Raw genomic sequence first — 19,271 nt, forward strand, 5'->3', positions numbered from 1 at the left:
CGCGCCACGGGATGCCTTGCGGGATGCGTCGAACTGCGTGCTGGGACGGGGCCCGGACGGGACAGGGTCCGGAGACGACCGTACGGATGGCGAGACTAGCGACCCGCCAAACCTCTTCGCCCACCAATCAATCAACAATCGGCCACAATTCCGAGCGAAGTCGATCACATGTCCGCCCGCTCCCCCCGGGTCGCCGTTCCGCTCTTCTCCTGCCTCTTCTCCTGCCTCTTCTCCCGCCTCTTCTCCTGCCTCCTCTCCCACCTCTCTTCCACCTCCCTTCCACGTCCGTTCCGCCTCGCTACGCCGTCGTCTGTCCGCCTCCGTTCCGCCTCCGTCCGGCGGGCTGGACCCGTGGCCGGGGGCCCTGGCCCGGCCCGACGCGCTCCGATCGGAATACGAACGCGCTTGACTCTGCGTTCGGGCTCTCGTTGGATCGACCGCACGTGCCTCCCGCACAACCGTGCGGTCGGCCGGCCTCAGCCTCTGCCTGGATAAGGAACGTGACCGGAACCATGAGCAGCAGAAAGCGCACCCTCGCGGCCTCGGCGGTCGTTCTGACCAGCGCCCTGACGGCCGCCCTGACCGGCTGTTCCTCGTCCGACGGCTCGGGCGGCGACCCGCTGAAGGGCGACGCGGGCAAGAGCGGCACGGTCGTCGTCGGCTCGAACAACTTCGCGGAGAGCACCCTGCTGGCCGACCTGTACGGCGAGGCGCTCAAGGCAAAGGGCGTCAAGGTCGAGTACAAGAACAACATCGGCAGCCGCGAGACCACCTACGGGCTGATCAAGAACGGCACCCTGACGGTGCTGCCCGAGTACAACGGCGCGCTGCTCGCCTACCTCGACAAGAAGGCCACGCCCAAGACCGTCGAGGAGACCGACAAGGCCGTCACGGACAAGCTCAGCCCCAAGCTCGGGCTGCTCGAACCGTCCAAGGCACAGGACAAGGACGCGGTCACGGTCAACGCCGCCACCGCCAAGAAGTACCACCTCACGGCCGATTCGACGATCGCCGACCTCGCCGGCGCGGCGCCGCACCTGGTGATCGGCGGCTCGCCCGAGTTCCAGACCCGGCACCAGGGTCTGGAGGGCCTGAAGTCGGTGTACGGGCTGCACTTCAAGTCGTTCAAGGCGCTGGACGCGGGCGGCCCGCTCACCGTCGCGGCGCTCAAGGGCGACAACATCCAGGTCGGGGACGTCTTCACCACCGATCCGTCCATCCAGAAGAACAAGTTCCTGGTCCTGCAGGACCCGAAGAACCTGTTCGGTTTCGAGAACGTCGTCCCGCTGGTCTACCGGCCCGACCTGCCCAAGGCCGGCGCGGCCGCCCTCAACGCCGTCTCGGCCCAGCTGGACACCGCGACGCTCCTCAAGCTCGCCACCGAGATCCAGAACGACCACAAGGACCCCATGGACGTCGCCAGGGCCTGGCTGTCCTCGAAGCACCTGATCTGAGCGGGCCGGGGGCTGGCCCGGGTGCGGGGCCCGTCCGGGTCCGGTCTGTCCGGGTCCGGTCTGTCCGAGTCCGGGCTCGTCCGGGTCAGGGGCTCGTCCGGTCTGGGCTCGTCCAGGTCCGAGGGGCTCGTCCAGCTCGTGGCTTGTCCGGATTCGGGTGCCGGGTCGGGGCTTGCTCACGGCTGCCCGTCCACTTCCGGGTGCCGCTGCGAGTGCGGGGCCGGGTCCCTGCCAAGGTGCCCGGCACCGGCGAGCGCGGTGGTGAGACCGCGCCCTCGGATGGACCGGTGCCGGGGCACCTGGCCTCGGCCAGTGGATGGACCGACCCACCGGCCGAAGTCGGTGAGAGCCGCCGGCGTGGGCAGGGAAGTAGGCGGCCCCCTCCCGTGCGGACCCCGGGGCCCGCACGACCGTGCCCCAGTGGACCTCGCCGGCCGCGGGCACGGGCAGCGTGCGCGCGCCATGAGTACGGGTGCGCGATTCACACGGGGTGCGCAAGAGGTCTAGACCTCTCCGCGCGGGCCCCGGCGTCCGGGCCCCCGCGTCTGGACCCCCGCGTCCGGGCCCCGGAGGTCACCGCCCGGGGCTCGCCCCGCCCGCACCACCATCCGGCCCACGTCCCCACCCCCGTACGGCCGTCTTCCACCCCCCGTACGGCCGTCTTCCACCCCCTGTGGTGCGGCGCGGGTGTGGCCGCGCGGTACGGAGTCGTACGGGTCGTACGGATCGAGGCCGTACGCCGCGGCGGTGTGGCCCGAGGCGTACGGCGTCGTCAACGGAGTCGTCAGACGCAACCGAACCCGACCGGAGAGGCGGCCGCATGAACCCCGTCCCGCGTGTGCGGCGCGTGCCGCTGGTCCAGCAGGTGGTCGCGGCGCTGCTCGCCTCGCTCGTCGTGGCGCTGGTGCCGGGCTGCGGTGTCCTGCCCGGCACCCGCACGGACGCCCGGCCGAGGCCGCCCGGCCGGCAGTTCCGGCACCCGGGCGTACTGGTCAGCAGGGCCCAGCTGGACACGGCCCGGGACCGCGTGGCCGCAGGCAAGGAGCCCTGGCTCTCCGTGTACCTCGCCATGCGGGACGGCCGGTACGGCTCGCTGGCGTACCGGGCGCGGCCGTATCCGACCGTGGCCTGCCCGCCCGGCGACGCGCCGGGCCGCGGCTGCGTCGAGGAACGCCAGGACGCCCTCGCCGCCTACACGCACGCCCTGCTCTGGTACCTCACCGGCCTGCGTGCGCACGCCGTCGCCGCCGAGCGGATCATGGACGCGTGGTCGGCCACCGTCCACCGGCACACCCTGGGCAACGCCGGCCTCCAGGCCGCCTGGGCCGGATCGACCTGGGCGCGCGCCGGGGAGATCGTCCGGCACACCGGCACGGGCTGGCCCCGCCGGCGCGCGCACCGCTTCGCGGCGATGCTGCGCACCGTGTACCTCCCGGAGGTCACCCACCGCATACCGGACTACAACGGCAACTGGGACCTGGTGATGACGGACGCCGCCACCGGCATCGCCGTCTTCCTCGACGACCACCGGGCCTTCAAGGCCGCCCTGGACCGCTTCCGCGCCCGGGTGCCCGCGTACTTCTACCTCCGCTCCGACGGCCCGCTGCCGGCGACCGTGCCCGGCAGCAGCGCCCGCGGCGCGGCCGGCATCGACACGTACTGGTTCGGACAGCACACGTTCCGTGCCGGGCTCGCGCAGGAGAGCTGCCGCAACTTCATGCACGTCGGGTACGCGCTGGCCGCCACCGGACACATCGCGGAGACGGCGTGGCACCAGGGCGTCGACCTCTACGCGGGTGTCAGGGACCGGCTGCGGGCGGCGCTGGAGTTCCACGCCCGCTACCAGCTCGGCGCACGGGCACCGCACTGGCTGTGCGGCGGCCACCCCGAGCTGACCCTCGGCCCGGACGTGGAGGTCCCGCTGAACCACCTCGCGAACCGGCTCCACCTCCCGATGCCGCGCACCGCCGAGCTGGCCCGCAGGATGCGTCCGGCAGGCACCGACGGCCTCTTCGTCGCCTGGGAGACCCTGACGAACGCCCGCAACCCGGGCGAGTGACGTGCGCGGTACGGCGGTGTGGCGCGTACGGTACGGCGGTGTGGCGCGCACCATACGGCGGTGTGGCGCGCACCATACGGCGGTGTGGCGCGCACCGTACGGGGGAGTGGCGAGGCTGCCGCGGACATGCCGTACACTGGTGTTCACCGACGCGGGGTGGAGCAGCTCGGTAGCTCGCTGGGCTCATAACCCAGAGGTCGCAGGTTCAAATCCTGTCCCCGCTACTGAAGGCCGAGGGGCCGGGACCGATCGAGGTCCCGGCCCCTCGGTGCGTCCGCAACCTGCGCGGGCGGCACCCTGCGGGTCCGCGCTCCCTGACCCTCCCGAGCCCCACGCGCTCCCGACCCTCCCTACGCTCCCGACCTTCCCTGCGCTCCCGACCCCCTGCGCTCCCAAGCCCCCATGCGGCCCCAACGGCCTCGCGCCCTCGCGGCCCCTGCGTTCTCGCGCCCCGAGGCCGACCTCCTTTCCCGCGGTCGGTGCCCCGCGCATGATCACCCGCCGGCGTCCTGGTCGGCGCCATCGATTGGCTATAAGCGGCAAAAACGGTCAAGCTTGACATTGTTGCCGAGACGGGCGCAGCAGTGGCAGGAGACGAGCGGTGACGCAGCCAGGGCCGGGCGCGGACGGACACCGCGGGGGAGACGGACTTCCCGGGCTCCCCGGTGGCCCCGCGCACCCTGAGTCCTCCGCGCACCCCGACCACCCTGCGTCCTCCGCGCACCCCGCGCCCCCTATGCGCGCAGCCCGCCGTCCTCCTCCGCGCGCCGGCGCCAGCCGCTACCACCCGGGCCGGGGTGACTCGGCGTGGTCCGCGCTGTCCTCCGTGCTCCTGGCCCCCGTCCGCCAGGGCTCCCGCCCGTATGCGTCGGGCGGCCCGGCCGGGCAACTCGTGCCGGGCGGCGGGCGGTGGATCCGGCTGACCCGGCTCCTGGTGCGGCTGGCGCCCTGGCTGCTCCTCGTCGGCGGGCTGCTCTTCGACGCGCTGCTGCCGGTGCGCTACAGCGCGGTACCGATCTTCGTGGCGGCACCGCTGATCGCCGCCCCGTTCTACCGGCTCTGGGCCGTGCTGACCGTCAGCGCGATCGCGCTGATCGGCGTCCTGGTGCGGAACCTCGAGCGCATGACGATCGACGAGCCCAACGGCGTCACCCAGCTCTCCACCTGTTTTGTCGTGTCCCTGCTCGCAGTGCTGATCAATCGCGTGGTGCAGCGCGGCTACACCATGCTCACCTCCGCCCACGAGATCGCCTCGGCCGCCCAGCGCGCCGTGCTGCCCGAGCCCGCCGAGCGCATCGCGGGCCTTGAGGTGGCGGCGCGCTACGAGGCGGCGGAGGCCGGTGCGTCCATCGGCGGCGACTTCTACGCCGTACAGGACACCCCGCACGGCGTACGGGTGCTCGTCGGCGACGTGCGCGGCAAGGGGATGGGGGCGGTGGCCGCCGTAGCGGTGCTGATCGGTGCCTTCCGGGAGGCCGCCGAGCACGAGGCCTCGCTGGAGGCGGTGGCGCAGCGGCTCGACCGCGCGCTGAGCAGAGAGGCGGCGCTGCGCCCGGGAGACGAGTCGTTCGAGGAGTTCGCCACCGCCGCCTTCGCCGAGATCCCGCACAGCCACGGCGCCCTCCGGATCGTGAACCGCGGCCATCCCTCGCCGCTGGTCGTGTACGCGGACGGGAGCGTGCTGGAGGTGGTGACCGAGGATTCCGCGCTGCCGCTCGGCATGTCCGACCTGGGCACCTGGCCGCCGCACGCCCAGAAGCTCGCCTTCCCCCGCGGGGCCGCCCTGCTGCTGTACACCGACGGGGTCAGCGAGGCCCGCGATGCGCACGGCGTCTTCTTCGACCCGGCGGCCAGCCTCCGGGGGCGGGTCTTCAAGGCGCCGGGCCGGCTGCTGAGTGTGGTCGTGGAGGAGGTGCGCCGGCACACCGGCGGCGCAGGGACGGACGACCTCGCACTCCTCGCCGTCCGCCGGCCCTGAGATCGCGGCGCACGGCCGCCCGTGCGCGCCCCGGCGGGCGCCCCTGCGGGACTCCGGTGGACGGTCCCTGCCGCGCTCCGGCGGGGTGCCCGGGGACGTCCCTGCCGCGCTCCGGCGGCGCTTCCCTGGACGTCCCTGCCGCGTGATGGCGGGTGCGGGTGCCCATCGCCGCGCTCCGGTGGGTGCCCCTGCCACGCTCCGGCGGGGCCCTCCCGTGGGCCCGCCCGCCGGGCGTTCTTACGGCAGCGTCCGCGCGTCCCCGGGCGGGCCCCCGGCTCTCCCTCTCGTCTCTCTCCCTCGTCACCATCGGTGACCACGCGACCCCCCTGCGCATAACAACTGACACAACGTCAGGAAAATAGGCCCCCACAAGTCGAGGTGAAGTCGCCCGATTCCGCCCCACGGTGTCCCGTTAAGTCCGGCGCGAAGTGACGAACGATCAGCGGGAACAGCTTGGAATCGGGTGTGGTCGTCTATTAACGTTCGATAACGCAGCGCGGTCGTCCCAGCCGCCACAAGGCGGCTCCGCGCGCACGCGCCGAATCCCGTGAGGGAACCGGGGAACCACCCAAGTGGGGTGAATCGGGCGCGCTTTGGCCGTGCGGAGTGATCCGCGCGGCGCGAGCCGCCCGTAGGAGACCTTCCTGCTCCGAACCCGTCAGCTAACCCGGTAGGCGAGAAGGAAGGAAAGGAGCGCGCCCCCGTGGCGTCCAACCGGCCTGCCCCTTATGCCCCGGGCAACCCCCAGACCACCCAGTCTTTCCCCGCCTTCGCCGCCGACGGCTCCCACGGCGGTTCCCCGTACGACGGTCCGGGACACTCTCGCCCCGGCCCCGCGCCCACCGCGCCCGCCTCCGCCGACCACCCGGGGCCGGGCTGGGCCACCGGTCGGCCCGCGCCCCGGCCCGGCGTACCCGCCGCGACCGGCCGAGCACACCCGCACGACACGACGGGTGAGTTCCCCCCGCCGTACACCACCGGTGAGTTCCCCCTGCCGCACACCACCGGTGAGTTCCCCCTCCCGGGCGGCTGGCAGCCCACCCCGCCGCGGGGCACCCGGGCCCCCGGCGACCCGCGGGACCACCGGGGGACGCATGCCTTCGGCACCGACGGATCCGGCACCGAGCGCCCCGCCGCCCATGACGCGGTCACCGGCGACTTCGGCACCCGCACCTTCGGTGTCCACGACATCGCGGCAGCCGACCACGTCCACGAGGCCGCGGCGGCCCACTACGCCGCCGGCCTGGCCCCCGGCGGTGCCGCGGACACCCGTGAGTTCGTCCTCCCCGACCTCGACGCCGACGACTTCGGCGACGCCCGCGCGGGAATCGGCGCCGGCGCGGGGGCCCGCCCCTACTTCGGGGCCCGCTCCGACGGCGAGGCACCGCTCGACGTCGACGCCGCCCGGAGCCCGTACGGCGGCTCCCGGCCCGGCGACGACTTCTTCGCGGACGACGACACGGGCGCCGAGTGGAACCCGACCGCCGACTCCGTGCGTCCGGTGCGCGGCAGACACCGGGTGATGAAGCAGCGCGGCGGCCTCGCCCGCAGCTCCACGGTCCTCGGCGTCGGTGTGATCGCCGCCGTGGGCGCGGGCGGCATCGCCTCCGCGGAGGGCGGCAAGCCCCCGGTGCACATCGCCATGCCGGACCTGTCGTCCGTCGCCCACTCGCTGCCCGAGGAGGCCAGGTCGCTGCCCGGCGTCGGCCACCTGCTGCCCGGCGGCTCCGGCTCCGGCACGGACACCGCCCCGCTCAGCGGCGCCGGCGTCTCCGCCGAGGACGCCAAGCGCGGCACCACCGACGCGGGCGAGGCGCTGCGCGAGCGGATCCTGCAGCAGGCCGAGCAGCAGCAGGACCAGGCGGAGAGCGCCGTCGAGCAGGCGGCCGAGGACGCCGCGGCCAAGAAGGCCGCCGACGAGGCCGCCCGGCAGAAGGAGGCGGCCGAGAAGCAGGCGGCCGCGGAGAAGAAGAAGGCCGAGGAGGCCGCCCGGCGCAAGGCCGAGGCCGAGCGGCTGGCCAAGCTCGCCAAGAGCTACACGCTCCCCGTCTCCTCGTACACCCTCACCTCCAGGTTCGGCGACGCCGGTTCGATGTGGTCGTCCGGCTACCACACGGGACTGGACTTCGCCGCCCCCACCGGTACCCCGCTCAAGGCCATCCACTCGGCTACCGTCAAGGAGGCCGGCTGGTCCGGCTCGTACGGCTACCGCACCGTCCTCGAACTCGACGACGGCACCGAGCTCTGGTACTGCCACCAGTCCTCGATCAGCGTCAGCGTCGGCCAGAAGGTCACCACCGGCCAGGTCATCGGCCGGGTCGGCGCCACCGGGAACGTCACCGGGCCCCACCTCCACCTGGAGGTCCACCCCGGCGGCGGCGCGGCCATCGACCCGTTCGCCTGGCTCCAGAAGGACGGCCTCACCCCCTGAGCCCACGGCCATCCGGCCCGCTCACACCCCGCCCCCTCCGGAATACGTTCTCCGGAGGGGGCGTTGACACGTTCCATGACGTCACTCCGCACACTCGGCACGTCCGACCTCGCCGTCTCCTCCCTCTCCCTCGGTGGCAACGTCTTCGGCTGGACCGCCGACGAGGCCCAGTCCTTCGCCGTGCTCGACGCCTATGCCGCGGCCGGCGGCAACTTCGTCGACACCGCGGACGTCTACACGGCCTGGGTCGACGGCAACAAGGGCGGCGAGTCGGAGACGATCATCGGCAAGTGGCTGGCCGCCCGCGGCAACCGCGACGAGATCGTCGTGGCCACCAAGGTCGGCTCGCACCCCGACTTCAAGGGCCTGTCCGCGGCCACCATCAAGGCGGGGGCCGACGCGTCGCTGCGCCGCCTCGGCACCGACCACATCGACCTCTACTACACTCACCACGACGACACCTCCGTACCCGTCGAGGAGATAGTCACCGCCCTGGACGACCTGGTGAGGGCCGGCAAGGTGCGGGCGCTGGGTGCGTCGAACCTCTCCGCGGAACGCCTCAAGGCGTCCCTGGACTTCGCCGAACGCGAGGACCTCGCCCGGTACGTGGCCATCCAGCCGCACTACAACCTGGTCTCCCGCGACACCTACGAGGGTGCCCTGCTGGACACCGCGGAGGCCGCGGGGCTCTCGGCTGCGCCCTACTTCGCGCTCGCCTCGGGCTTCCTGACCGGCAAGTACCGGCCTGGCAGCACGGTCGAGAGCGCACGCGCCGGGCGCGCGGCCCAGTACGCGTCGACGCAGCGGGGCCTGGCGGTGCTCCAGGCACTGGACACCGTCGCCAAGAGCCACGATGCCGAGCCCGCCACCGTCGCGCTCGCCTGGCTGCTCACCCGGCCCACCGTGGTCTCCCCGATCGCCTCCGCCCGCACGCTGGAACAACTCCCGGCCCTGCTCGCGGTCGACGACCTCACCCTCACCGATGAGGAGATCGACCTCCTCACCACCGCCTCGGCCTGATCTCCCGGTATCCGTCACGGCCACTCGTCACGGCCACTCGTCACGGCCACTCGTCACGGCCACTCGTCACGGCCACTCGTCACGGCCACTCGTCACGGCCACTCGTCACGGCCACTCGTCACGGCCACTCGTCACGGCCACTCGTCACGGCCACTCGTCACGGCCACTCGTCCCCGCCATTCGTCCCCGCCATTCGTCCCCGGCACCCACCGCCGGCTGGTGCAGCCCGCAAGGGGGCGGGGTGGGCGCGGAACCACCCGCGCCCCCCGGTGCCGCCGGCGGGCCGCCATCGGCGCATGACCTCGGGTCGGGCCCTTGGGCGACGGCCCCCGCGCACGCGGTTCAGTTCCCGGAATCCGTGCCCGGGCGCGACCCGTGCTGCGGCGCCCCGTTCGGGAGGGCCGGGAGGGGGTACGGCACCCCGTGGGGGAGTCCGGAGCCGTTGGGGATCCCCGGGCCGTGGGGCATCCCGGGGCCGGCGGGCGGCTGGTGACCGGTGGCGCCGGGCGCGGGACCGTAGCCGTAGCCATAGCCGTAGCTCTGGCCGTAGTTGTAGGCGTAGCCATAGCCGGACGGACCGTCGGGCCGGGTGCCAGGGCCCCACGGGCCGTCGGGCCGGAGACCAGGACTGTACGGGCCGTCGGGCCTGACACCGTGACCGTAGGGCCCATGGTGCCGGGGGCCGGAGGCATAGGGGGCGCTGGGCAGCGGCCCGTAGGGGTACGGCCCCCACTGCGGGGCGAACCAGAGCGCCGGCGGCAGGTCCCGGGTGGCGTACGCCAGCGCGGGCCGGGCCACTTCCCTGCGCCGCCACAGCTCCCGAAGCAACGCCTCCTCGCGCGCCGTGAAGTCCGCGCCCGCGCGCCCCCGCCGCCCCCGGTACCGGAGGAAGGCCAGGCTGGTGGCGTACGCCTCGTAGTCGGTGACGGTGCGCGCGGCCGCCTTGCCGCCCAGCGCGTGGCCGGCGTACGCACGAGCGGTGCGGCGGGCCCGCATCGAGCCCAGCACGAACGGCTCGTACGGCGGCAGCCAGCCGGCCGCCACATACGCCGACAGCTCGGTGCGCACGGTGTGCAGCTCGCGCTGCCTGCTCCAGATCACCAGCCAGGTGAGCAGCGCGAACGCCGGCACCATGAACGCCACGTAGACCAGCAGGAAACCGTAGTCGCCGAAGTCGGACGACGCGTTCCACATCGCGTGCATCCCCATGGCGAGCACCAGACCGCCGAGCGGCAGCAGCACCCGGCGCACCCGGTGCCGTTCCGCGGAGCCCGCCGCGAGCCCGAAGCCGATCCCGGACAGCACCGTGAACAGCGGGTGTGCGAAGGGCGACATGACCACCCGGACGAAGAACGTGGCCACCGTCAGCGATCCGAAGCCGCTGTCGCCGGTGAGCTGGTCGTCGCCGAACGCGGTGCCCAGGTAGAGGATGTTCTCGGTGAACGCGAAGCCGGTGGCGGTGACTCCGGCGATCACCACGCCGTCCACCAGGCCTGACAGGTCCTTGCGCCGGAAGAGGAAGAGCAGCAGGACCGCGGCGGCCTTCGAGGACTCCTCCACGACCGGTGCGATCACGGTGGCGCCCAGCGTGTCGGCGCTGGACGGGTCGGCGGTGGCGGTCGCGATCCAGTGGGTCGCGAAGCTGTTGGCGACGATCGCGATCAGCGCCGCCGCGCAGGCCCCCCAGGCGAAGCAGAAGACCATGTTCCGCCAGGGGCCGGGGGCGACCCTGTCGAGCCAGCGGAAGGCCGCGACGAGCAGCGGCACCGGCAGCACGGCGAGGCCGAGGCCGACGAGGAAGCCCTGGGTGCCGGTCTGTTCGCGCACCAGGGCCAGGATGACCAGGCCGCTCAGCGCGAGCAGCGTGCTCAGCGCACCGGCCCGGACGGCGCGCCGCTGCCACCAGTGCGGGTGCCGGGCCGCGGGTACGGTGCCGCCCGGTGCGGCGGGCGGGTCCGCCGGGGCGTAAGGGTTCGGACGGGTGTCCACGGTAACGACCCTAAACGGCGGACGGCCCGCCCGCGATGGTGCCTCGTCAGGCGCGGGGTGACTCGGTGCCGTTCCGGGCGCCGTCCGCGGGCACCTCCGCCTCGGTGCGCCGGAACAGCAGGTCGCGCACCACATGCCCTTTCTCGACGCCCTGCTCCTCGAAACGGGTGCGGGGCCGGATCGGGGGACGCGGCGCGAAGCCACCGTCCTCGCTGGTGTTCTCGAAACCCGGGTGCGCCGTCAGCACCTGGAGCATCTGCTCCGCGTACGGCTCCCAGTCGGTGGCGCAGTGCAGCAGCGCGCCCGGTTTGAGGCGGCTTGCGGCGAGGTCCAGGAACGCGGGCTGGATCAGGCGGCGCTTGTGGTGCCGCTTCTTCGGCCAGGGATCGGGGAAGTAGATGCGCATGCCGTCGAGGGACGCGGGCCGGATCATGGTGCGCAGCAGGATGACGGCGTCGCCGTTGGCGACCCGGATGTTGGTCAGGCCCGCCCGCTCGGCGAGGGCGAGCAGGTTTCCCTGGCCGGGGGTGTGCACGTCGACGGCGAGGATGCCGGTGCCGGGGTCGTCGGCCGCCATCCGCGCGGTGGCGTCGCCCATGCCGAAACCGATCTCCATGACGACGGGGCGGCCCTCGAAGAGCGCGTCCAGGTCGAGCACGCGGGCCCCGTCGACGTCGAACCCGAACCGCGGCCACATCCGCCGCAGCGCCTCCGCCTGCCCCTGCGTGACGCGTCCCCGCCGCGGCTGGAAACTCCGGATCCGCCGTTCGAACCGCGCCCCTGCGGGATCCGGCGCGGGCCCGACCCCCGGCGGAAACTTCCGCCGCCGCTCGCGCCCGGACCCACCCTCTTCATCTTGTGCCACAGTCCACCCATCCTAGGCCCCCTACCCCTCTGCCTGCCGAGAGGACCACTCCCGAAGGGGCGCGGGGAACTGCGCGAGAGGCCGCGACGAGGCCCGCACATGTCCACGTGCCGGCAGGGGCACCTGAAAGGGGCGCGGGGAACTGCGCGAGAGGCCGCGACGAGGCCCGCACATGTCCACGTGCCGGCAGGGGCACCTGAAAGGGGCGCGGGGAACTGCGCGAGAGGCCACGACGAGACCCGCACATGTCCACGTGCCGGCAGGGGCACCTGAAAGGGGCGCGGGGAACTGCGCGACAAGCCACGACGAGGCCCGCACGAGGCCACGGCCCGCACGAGGCCACGGCCCGCACGAGGCCACGGCCCGCACGAGGCCACGGGCCGGACGAGCCCCCGAGCAGCCGGTCACCCGGGGCCCACCCGGGCCCGACCCTGGCAACGGGGCCCCGGGGCGGTCACGCCCCGGACAAAACCCGCAGCGCTCGCCGAGCCACCTCCCGCCCCACAGGCAGGGAAGCCGTAGCCGCGGGAGAAGGCGCGTTCAGCACATGAACCGCCCGAACCCCCTCCCGTATCAGAAAGTCATCCACAAGCGTCCCGTCGCGCAGCACCGCCTGTGCCCGCACCCCCGCCGCCGCGGGCACAAGATCCTCCACCGCGATCTCCGGCAACAGCCGCCGCACCGCCTCGGTGAACGCCCGCACCGACACCGAGCGCCGCAGCTCCCCCGCTCCGTACCGCCAGTGGTGGCGGGCGATCCGCCAGGAACCGGGCCACGCGAGCGTCGCGGCCAGCTCCCGGGCCCGTACCGTCGCCCACCCGTACCCCTCGCGGGCGAGCGCGGGCACCGCGTTGGGCCCGACGTGGACGCCGCCGTCGATGCCCCGGGTGAGGTGCACCCCCAGGAACGGGAACGCCGGGTCCGGCACCGGATACACCAGACCGCGCACCAGCTCGGGCCGGGCCAGCTCGTAGTACTCCCCGCGGAACGGGACGATCCGCATACCGGGGTCGTCACCCGCGAGGCGCGCCACCACGTCGCAGTGCAGCCCCGCGCAGTTCACCAGCACCCGGCCACGCAGCACCGCACCGTCGGACGTGCGCACCGCCACACCGCGCTCCGGGCGGCGGTCGATGTGCGTCACCCGCGCGCCGTAGCGGATGCGTGCCCCGGAGGCCTCCGCGAGGTGCCGAGCGACCTGCTCGTAGTCGCAGATGCCGGTGGTGCCGACGTGGATGGCGGCGATGCCGCGCACATGCGGCTCGTACTCGGCGATCTGGGCGGGCCCCAGCTCGCGGACCGGAATCCCGTTCTCCCTGCCGCGCTGGACGAGGGCGTGCAGCCGGGGCAGCTCGCCGCGGTCGGTGGCGACGATCAGCTTGCCCGTCTGGGCGTGCGGGATGTCGTACTCGGCGCAGAACTTCTGCATCTCCGCGGCGCCGCGCACCGCGTACCGGGCCTTGAGCGAGCCGGGGCGGTAGTAGATGCCGCTGTGGATCACACCGCTGTTGTGCCCCGTCTGGTGGCGGGCCGGGCCCTGCTCCTTCTCCAGGACCGTCACCCGGGTGCCGGGGGCGGCACGCGTGAGCGCGTACGCGGTCGACAGGCCGACGATCCCGCCGCCGATCACCAGCACGTCGCAGTCCGTCCCCGCCACGCATCCCACCTCCCACGTCCGATAGTGCACTGCACCACTGACGACGCGCTCAAACCCACCGCGGCCACGCCGCACACCCGAACTGAGCGCCCCGAGAGAACCGCGCGGAAACCGTGAGCAACCACTCAGAGCCGGTACCGACCCACCGCGCCCCCGAAGGGCGGCACGCCACCGGTCCGGCGCGCCCCGAAAAGGGGCGCGGGGACCTGCGCGCGCAACCACCCACGACGGGTGTCCCGGAGACGACCTGCTCCACCCCTCCGAGCCGGTGACCACCGAGCCGCGCCCCGCACGGACGCACCGCATGCCACCGGGCCGTACCGGCCGACCCGAAAAGGGGCGCGGGGAACTGCGCGCGCAACCACTGACCATGGAAGGTCCGGAGACGACCGGAACCACCCCTCCGAGCCGGTCGAAGCCGCCCCGCACGGGGCGCACGGGCCCGGGGACCGCCGGACGGCCCCCGCGGCGGGCGCACCGCGCAGCACGCGCACCGACCCCGGCGCAGGCGCACCGACCGCCGCACGCGCACCGACAGGCACGCGCGCGACCGCGCCGCACGCGCAGCGACCCCGGCGCAGGCGCACCGACCGCCGCACCCGCAGTGACGGGCCGCACGCGCACCGACAGGCACGCGCGCGACCGCGCCGCACGCGCAGCGACTGCACGCGCGCGACCGCGCCGCACGGACCGGACAAGGCGCCCCCGGACCTCGACCGGCACCGGCTCACGCCGGTGCCATGAGCAGCGGCCGTGCCCGCTCGCGCAGCTCCACCACCCGCGGCTCGTCCCCATACGGCTCCAGCCGGTGCAGCAGATCCCTCACGTACTCGGTGGTACGCGCCGACGACGTCCGCCCGGCGACCTCCACGGCCCGCACGCCCTGCTCGCAGGCCGCGTCCAGATTGCCGGACTCCAGCTCGGCGACCGCGGAGACGACCAGACGCAGGCCGTGCGAGCGCACGAACTCCTCGGTGGGCCGGGAGAGCGCGTGCTCGCTGAAGCGCCGCACCTGGCGGGGGGCCTTCAGATCGCGGTAGCACTCCGCGGCATCGGCCGCGAAACGGTCGTACGAGTAGAAACCGAGCCAGGGCGGGTCGTTGTCCCCGTCCCGCGACCGCTCCAGCCACCCTTCGGCCGCCCGCAGCGCCGCCCCGGCCGCCTGGGCGTCTCCCGCGCGCGCGTGGGCACGCGCCTCGACGAGCCGGAAGAAGCTCATCGTGCGGGCTGTGGCCAGGCCGCGGTTGCGCTCCAGGGCGGCCTGGGCGAGGTCCACGCCCTCGTCGCCGAAGCCGCGGTAGGTGGCCTGGAGCGACATGGACGCCAGGACGTAGCCCCCCAGGGGGACGTCCGCGGCGGCACGGGCCAGGCGCAGTGCCTGGATGTAGTACCGCTGCGCCGCCTCCTGCTGTCCGGTGTCGAAGGCCATCCAGCCGGCCAGCCGGGTCAGCTCGGCGCTGGCGCCGAACAGCGCACGGCCGACCTCGTCCGAGTACGAGGCCAGCAGCAGCGGCGCCGCCTCCACCCTGAGGCACTCGGGCACCATGGAGGAGCGCCAGTCGCCGCCGCCGTACTTGGAGTCCCAGCGCCGCGCGTCCTCGGCCGCCTCACGCAGCTTGCGCACGTCGCTGTGGCCGACCCTCAGCGGGCCGCCGGCGCCGGACGGGCCGGCGTTGCGCTCCACGGAACTGTCCGCCGGGGTTATCAGCCAGCGCGACGCGGGCGTCGCATACGCACTGACCGCGAACGAGCCGGCGAGGGACTGCCAGATGCCCCCGCTGCCGGCGCGCCGGCCCGCGAGGTCGAGCCGGTACAGCTCTGTCGCCGATTTGACCGCGGCGCCGACGTCGCGGGGGAAGGCGAGGCCCACCTCCGGCGCCGGGTCCGCGTCCGCCAGGCCGATCTCGTGCAACGGCACGGGACGGCCCAGCTTCTGTCCGATGGCGGCCGCTATCAGGTGCGGCGCGGCGCCCTGGGGCACCATGCCCTTGGACACCCACCTGGCGACCGATGTCTTGTCGTAGCGAAGCGTCAACCCGCGTTGCGCTCCGAGGTCATTGACCCTCCGCGCGAGTCCTGCATTGCTGATTCCCGCGAGGGCGAGGACGGCGCCGAGCTTTTCGTTCGGCCCGCGTTGCTCCCTGGACATGCGCCACCCCTCGACACAGAAGGCTGCCGCGGCGGTCGCACCACCGCCGGACATTCGTACCGTGTCCGCACGGCCGCCGCCCCGGCCCCCCGGCCGCAAGAGCGGGTGTCCGAGCCCCGGGGTATATGCCACCGCGAAAACACAGGCACACACAGGGTAGTTCGGTGCATCCCAAGCGTTAAGAGGCATAGTTCCGGATGGCGAGATTGTTGCCCGTCGCGAAGTGCGACCATGCCGGCGCGCGCTCCGCGCGTGTGGCCGTGCGCCCGGCCGTGCGCTCTTCTCCGGCCACCGCGGGAGCGCTTCGATGGATCACGCGTGGGTCGGCCCGCTGTACTGGGTCCAGTGGGCTGGGGGACACCGCCGCCTCCATCCCCGCGGGCGGCGGACCGGTCCGGGAGGCGAACGCCGCCTCCCGGACCGTGAGTTGGGTCCGCCCGCTGGGATGGAGTGCGCAGCGCGATTTCATCCCGGCCGAAATGGCTGAATCCCGCCCCACGGAACGGGCCCCTCCGGGCCCGGAATCCTCCTCCGCCCGGCACCCGGGCGCGACCGTGGGGCGGGCATGTGCTCCCCCTGCGCGATCTCGTGTCCGCCGGCGTGGCTCACCGCGACGCGCCCCTCCGCGCGCCCCTCGGCGCGTCGCGCGCACGGGCCCGCGGCAGCCCGCGGACGCCCCCGCTGCGGCCCGACAGGCGGTCTGCTGGGGCCCGACAGGCGGTCTGTTGGGGCCGATCGGTGGTCTGTTGGGGGCCGGTACGGTCCGGGCGGGGGCTCGCCCCCTGCGCCCCGCTGTGGCTCGGTGCCGCTCGGATGCCGCTCGGATGCCGCTCGGATGCGGCCGGGATGCGGCCGGGATGCGGCCGGGATGCGGCCGGGATGCGGCCGGGATGCGGCTGGGGTGGCCTCCCGCACGCGTTGGACGGGTGCCCAGGCCGACTACGGCCCGGGCGGGCCCTGTCCCCGGCGAGGGAAAAGCTCCCGTCCTACGGGCGGCGAGCCTGTGCGGGCGCCTCCGGGGGCGCACCGGAGCAACGGGCGCGTCCGCCGGGCCGATGCGCTCCTGCCGGCCCCCCACGCAACCGCACGGGCAGCGGTCCTGCGCGCCCTCTTCGGACCGGCCCGGAGGTCTTGATGCTCGGTACCAAGGGCTTCCCGCACGCCACGCGGTGCCGTATGCATGTGCGAAGTCGGGCAGGCGTGTGCGAAGCCCCCTCCAGAACGTGCCAGTGCCCGGCGGGCCGCGCCCCACCGGGGTGCACGGCAGCGCATCCGCCCAGGGATGTGGTTGTGTGGGCCTCGACGAGCAAGTACCTGGGACGCATGACTTGTCGCATGCCAGGGGCGCATGCAGGAGCACGGAAGCCGTTCCGCAAGCCTTCCCGTGCGCCTCCTTCGTGGCAGCATGGTCCCGATCGTTCGGTGCGGTGGTTCCCCCGGCGCCCCGGTTGCACTGGTCGCAGTGCTTGTAGTGGTTGTCCACAGCCTGTGGAGGCGGCAATGCGGTGGTTGGTGGGGTGGAGCAGTGCCACCGCAGGAAGCGCCCGGCCGAAGGGGGTACGCCCGGCCCCCGCGGGGGGCTGGAGCGACACCGAGGGCGAGACCGTCCACCCGGTGGGCTCCCAGCTCCTGTGGGGCGACCCCGATCCGCTGTGGGCCGTGGGCGACTGGCGCCCCGACGAGGTGCGCGTCGTCAAGGCCGACGCGGAGACCCGCATCGCCGTCCTGGGCACCTGCGCGGCCACCGACGAGCAGCTCCGCGTCGCCCTCTTCGCGGCCCGCGGCGGCGCCCTGCGGCACCTCACCGCCTGGGCGGGCAGCTACACCGCCGTCGTCCAGGTCGGCAGACGCGTCGCCGTCCTCGGCGACCTCGCCGGCGCACGGCCTGTCTTCTACACCCCCTGGGCGGGCGGCACCGCGTACGCCACCGCCGCGCTCCCGCTGGCCGACCTCATCGAGGCCCCCCTCGACATCGGCCACCTGGCCGCCCTGCTCGCCGCCCCCGACGTGCCCGAGGCCCTCCAGGACTCCACGCCCTACGACGGCGTACGGCGCATCCCGCCCGGCCACGCCCTCATCCTGCGCACGGGCGCCCGCGAGATCGCCGGCTACGAGCCCACGGCCTCCCTCGCCGTCGCCGCCCCGCCCATCGACGCCACCAGTGCCATGGACGGCGTCCGGGACGCCCTCGTGGAGGCCGTACGCGCCCGTCTGGCGGCCCCGCGGCACGTCCCCGGCGCCGGCATCGACCCGGGCCCCGTACCGGGCATGGGGCCCGCCGAGCGGCGTGCGGCCCGCGGTATGCCCGTGCCCGGCATCGGCGCCGACCTCTCCGGCGGCCCCGCCTCCGGCACCCTCGCTCTGCTCGCGGCCGGCCTGCCCGGCATGCCCGGCACCGTCCTCGGACACGGCACCGGCGCCGGAGAGCGGCTCCTCGCGGTCACCTTCAACGACCTCGCCGTCGCCGGCCAGCAGGACGAGGTGGAACGCGCGGGCGCCATCGCCGCCAACCCCCGCCTCCACCACGTCGTCGTAGCGGGCGGCGAGGAGGCCCTCCCGTACGCCAGCCTCGACGCCCCGCTCACCGACGAGCCGGGCCCCTCCCTGGTGGTCGCCGCGCGCCACCGCGTCCGGCTCGCCGCGGGCAGCGCCGACCACTTCACCGGGCACGGCGCCCGCCAGGTCCTGGACGCCCACCCCGCCCGCCTCGCCGACCTGCTGATGGACCGCAAGCGCCGGCACCTGGTGCGCCCCGTGGCGGCGCTCGCCAAGGCGGACGGCTCCGTCATGGTCCCCGCGCGCGTGTACAGCGCGGCACGCCGCCTCGCACGCACCCCGTACCGCGCCGGCATCGACGCCCTCGCCGACCGGCTGCTGCGCCGCCGCTTCGACGAACCGGGCGATCCGGCAGGGCCCGTGGGCGCCTCGCTGGCGGCGCTCGCCTGGGGCAGACCGGGGCCCGCCGCACGGTGGCTGACAGGAGAGGCCCTGGCTGAAGTATCGGTTCGCCTGAGCGCCGCCATGGCCCGCCCCGGCCCCGGTTCCGGGCTGCGTCCCGGCGACTTCCGCGCGCGTGCCGCCCTCGCCCGGCACGCCGCCGACCTCCGGATCCTCGAACAGGCCGCGGAGGTCCGCTTCCAGCGTCTGCACACCCCGTTCCTGGACAACCAGGTCGTGCGCGCCTGCCGCGCCCTGCCCGTCGCGCTGCGCGTCCAGCCCGGTGCCCGCGCCGCCATCCTGCGCAAGGTCCTGGAGGGCTCCGGCGTCGCGGACCTGCCCCCGGGCTGGGGCGCGCCCTCGCCCGCCGGCGCCACGGCCACCCTCCGCATCGGCATGCGTACCGCCATAGGGGACCTGGTGAGCCTCTTCGACACCCCGCTCCTCGCCGAGGCCGGACTGGTCGAGGCCCGGGTGGTCCGCAAGGCCCTGCGTGCCGCCTCGGAGGGCGAACCCCTCCCCCTGGACGGCCTCGCCGACCTGGTCTCCCTGGAGGTCTGGCTGCGCCGCCTGCTGGCCCGCCGCGGCACCTGCTGGACGGGCACCCCGTCCCGGCAGCGCGCGGTCCCCTCCGGCACCGTCGTCCCCCGGAGAGACGCCCTGGGTGCGGCCCGCCCGCAGTGAGCGGCTGCGGCGGGACCGTACCCGGAGGGCGCGTGTGCGGGGTGAGTG

10 protein-coding genes, 1 tRNA gene and 1 riboswitch are annotated in these 19,271 nt (G+C 74.3%); of the genes, 7 read left to right on the plus strand and 4 right to left on the minus strand.

Annotation, left to right across the window (positions count from 1 at the left end; all coding sequences use genetic code 11):
- Positions 1 to 512 precede the first annotated feature (512 nt).
- The 6 genes from ACSMXW_RS18675 (at position 513) to ACSMXW_RS18700 (ending at position 8,942) form a co-directional block, all read left to right on the plus strand.
- Positions 513 to 1,454 carry an ABC transporter substrate-binding protein gene (locus tag ACSMXW_RS18675; RefSeq protein WP_485797853.1) on the plus strand — a complete coding sequence of 314 codons (942 nt, stop codon included), beginning with the start codon at positions 513 to 515 and terminating at the stop codon, positions 1,452 to 1,454.
- 820 nt (positions 1,455 to 2,274) lie between these two features.
- Positions 2,275 to 3,513, plus strand: coding sequence for an alginate lyase family protein (locus ACSMXW_RS18680; RefSeq protein ID WP_485797854.1), 1,239 nt, complete (start codon positions 2,275 to 2,277; stop codon positions 3,511 to 3,513).
- A gap of 150 nt (positions 3,514 to 3,663) precedes the next feature.
- A tRNA-Met gene (locus tag ACSMXW_RS18685) sits at positions 3,664 to 3,737 on the plus strand.
- A gap of 602 nt (positions 3,738 to 4,339) precedes the next feature.
- Complete coding sequence (locus tag ACSMXW_RS18690; protein WP_485797855.1) at positions 4,340 to 5,491, plus strand: PP2C family protein-serine/threonine phosphatase; 1,152 nt, start codon at positions 4,340 to 4,342, stop codon at positions 5,489 to 5,491.
- Between the two features lie 526 nt (positions 5,492 to 6,017).
- Positions 6,018 to 6,182: riboswitch (cyclic di-AMP (ydaO/yuaA leader) on the plus strand.
- Between the two features lie 636 nt (positions 6,183 to 6,818).
- Positions 6,819 to 7,922, plus strand: coding sequence for a M23 family metallopeptidase (locus ACSMXW_RS18695; RefSeq protein WP_485808138.1), 1,104 nt, complete (start codon positions 6,819 to 6,821; stop codon positions 7,920 to 7,922).
- 75 nt (positions 7,923 to 7,997) lie between these two features.
- Positions 7,998 to 8,942 carry an aldo/keto reductase gene (locus ACSMXW_RS18700; protein WP_485797856.1) on the plus strand — a complete coding sequence of 315 codons (945 nt, stop codon included), beginning with the start codon at positions 7,998 to 8,000 and terminating at the stop codon, positions 8,940 to 8,942.
- Positions 8,943 to 9,284: 342 nt separating this feature from the next.
- Here the strand turns inward: ACSMXW_RS18700 and ACSMXW_RS18705 are convergent, their stop codons facing one another.
- The 4 genes from ACSMXW_RS18705 to ACSMXW_RS18720 all read right to left on the minus strand — a co-directional run bounded on the left by ACSMXW_RS18705 (position 9,285) and on the right by ACSMXW_RS18720 (position 15,602).
- Entirely contained in the window at positions 9,285 to 10,931 is a 1,647-nt protein-coding gene (locus ACSMXW_RS18705; protein ID WP_485797857.1) for a PrsW family glutamic-type intramembrane protease, read from the minus strand.
- Between the two features lie 46 nt (positions 10,932 to 10,977).
- Complete coding sequence (gene trmB, locus ACSMXW_RS18710) at positions 10,978 to 11,796, minus strand: tRNA (guanosine(46)-N7)-methyltransferase TrmB (RefSeq protein WP_485797858.1); 819 nt, start codon at positions 11,794 to 11,796, stop codon at positions 10,978 to 10,980.
- Between the two features lie 454 nt (positions 11,797 to 12,250).
- Positions 12,251 to 13,453 carry an L-2-hydroxyglutarate oxidase gene (lhgO, locus tag ACSMXW_RS18715; protein WP_485797859.1) on the minus strand — a complete coding sequence of 401 codons (1,203 nt, stop codon included), beginning with the start codon at positions 13,451 to 13,453 and terminating at the stop codon, positions 12,251 to 12,253.
- 727 nt (positions 13,454 to 14,180) lie between these two features.
- Positions 14,181 to 15,602 carry an NsdA family TPR-like regulatory protein gene (locus ACSMXW_RS18720; protein ID WP_485797860.1) on the minus strand — a complete coding sequence of 474 codons (1,422 nt, stop codon included), beginning with the start codon at positions 15,600 to 15,602 and terminating at the stop codon, positions 14,181 to 14,183.
- A 1,500-nt stretch (positions 15,603 to 17,102) separates the two neighbouring features.
- On the opposite strand from ACSMXW_RS18720, the gene ACSMXW_RS18725 reads away from it, so the two are divergent.
- The gene (locus tag ACSMXW_RS18725) at positions 17,103 to 19,223 is read left to right on the plus strand and encodes an asparagine synthase-related protein (RefSeq protein ID WP_485797861.1); all 2,121 of its coding nucleotides are present in this window, start codon (positions 17,103 to 17,105) and stop codon (positions 19,221 to 19,223) included.
- Positions 19,224 to 19,271 lie beyond the last annotated feature (48 nt).

It is taken from the genome of Streptomyces sp. DSM 116793 (genome assembly GCF_057320905.1).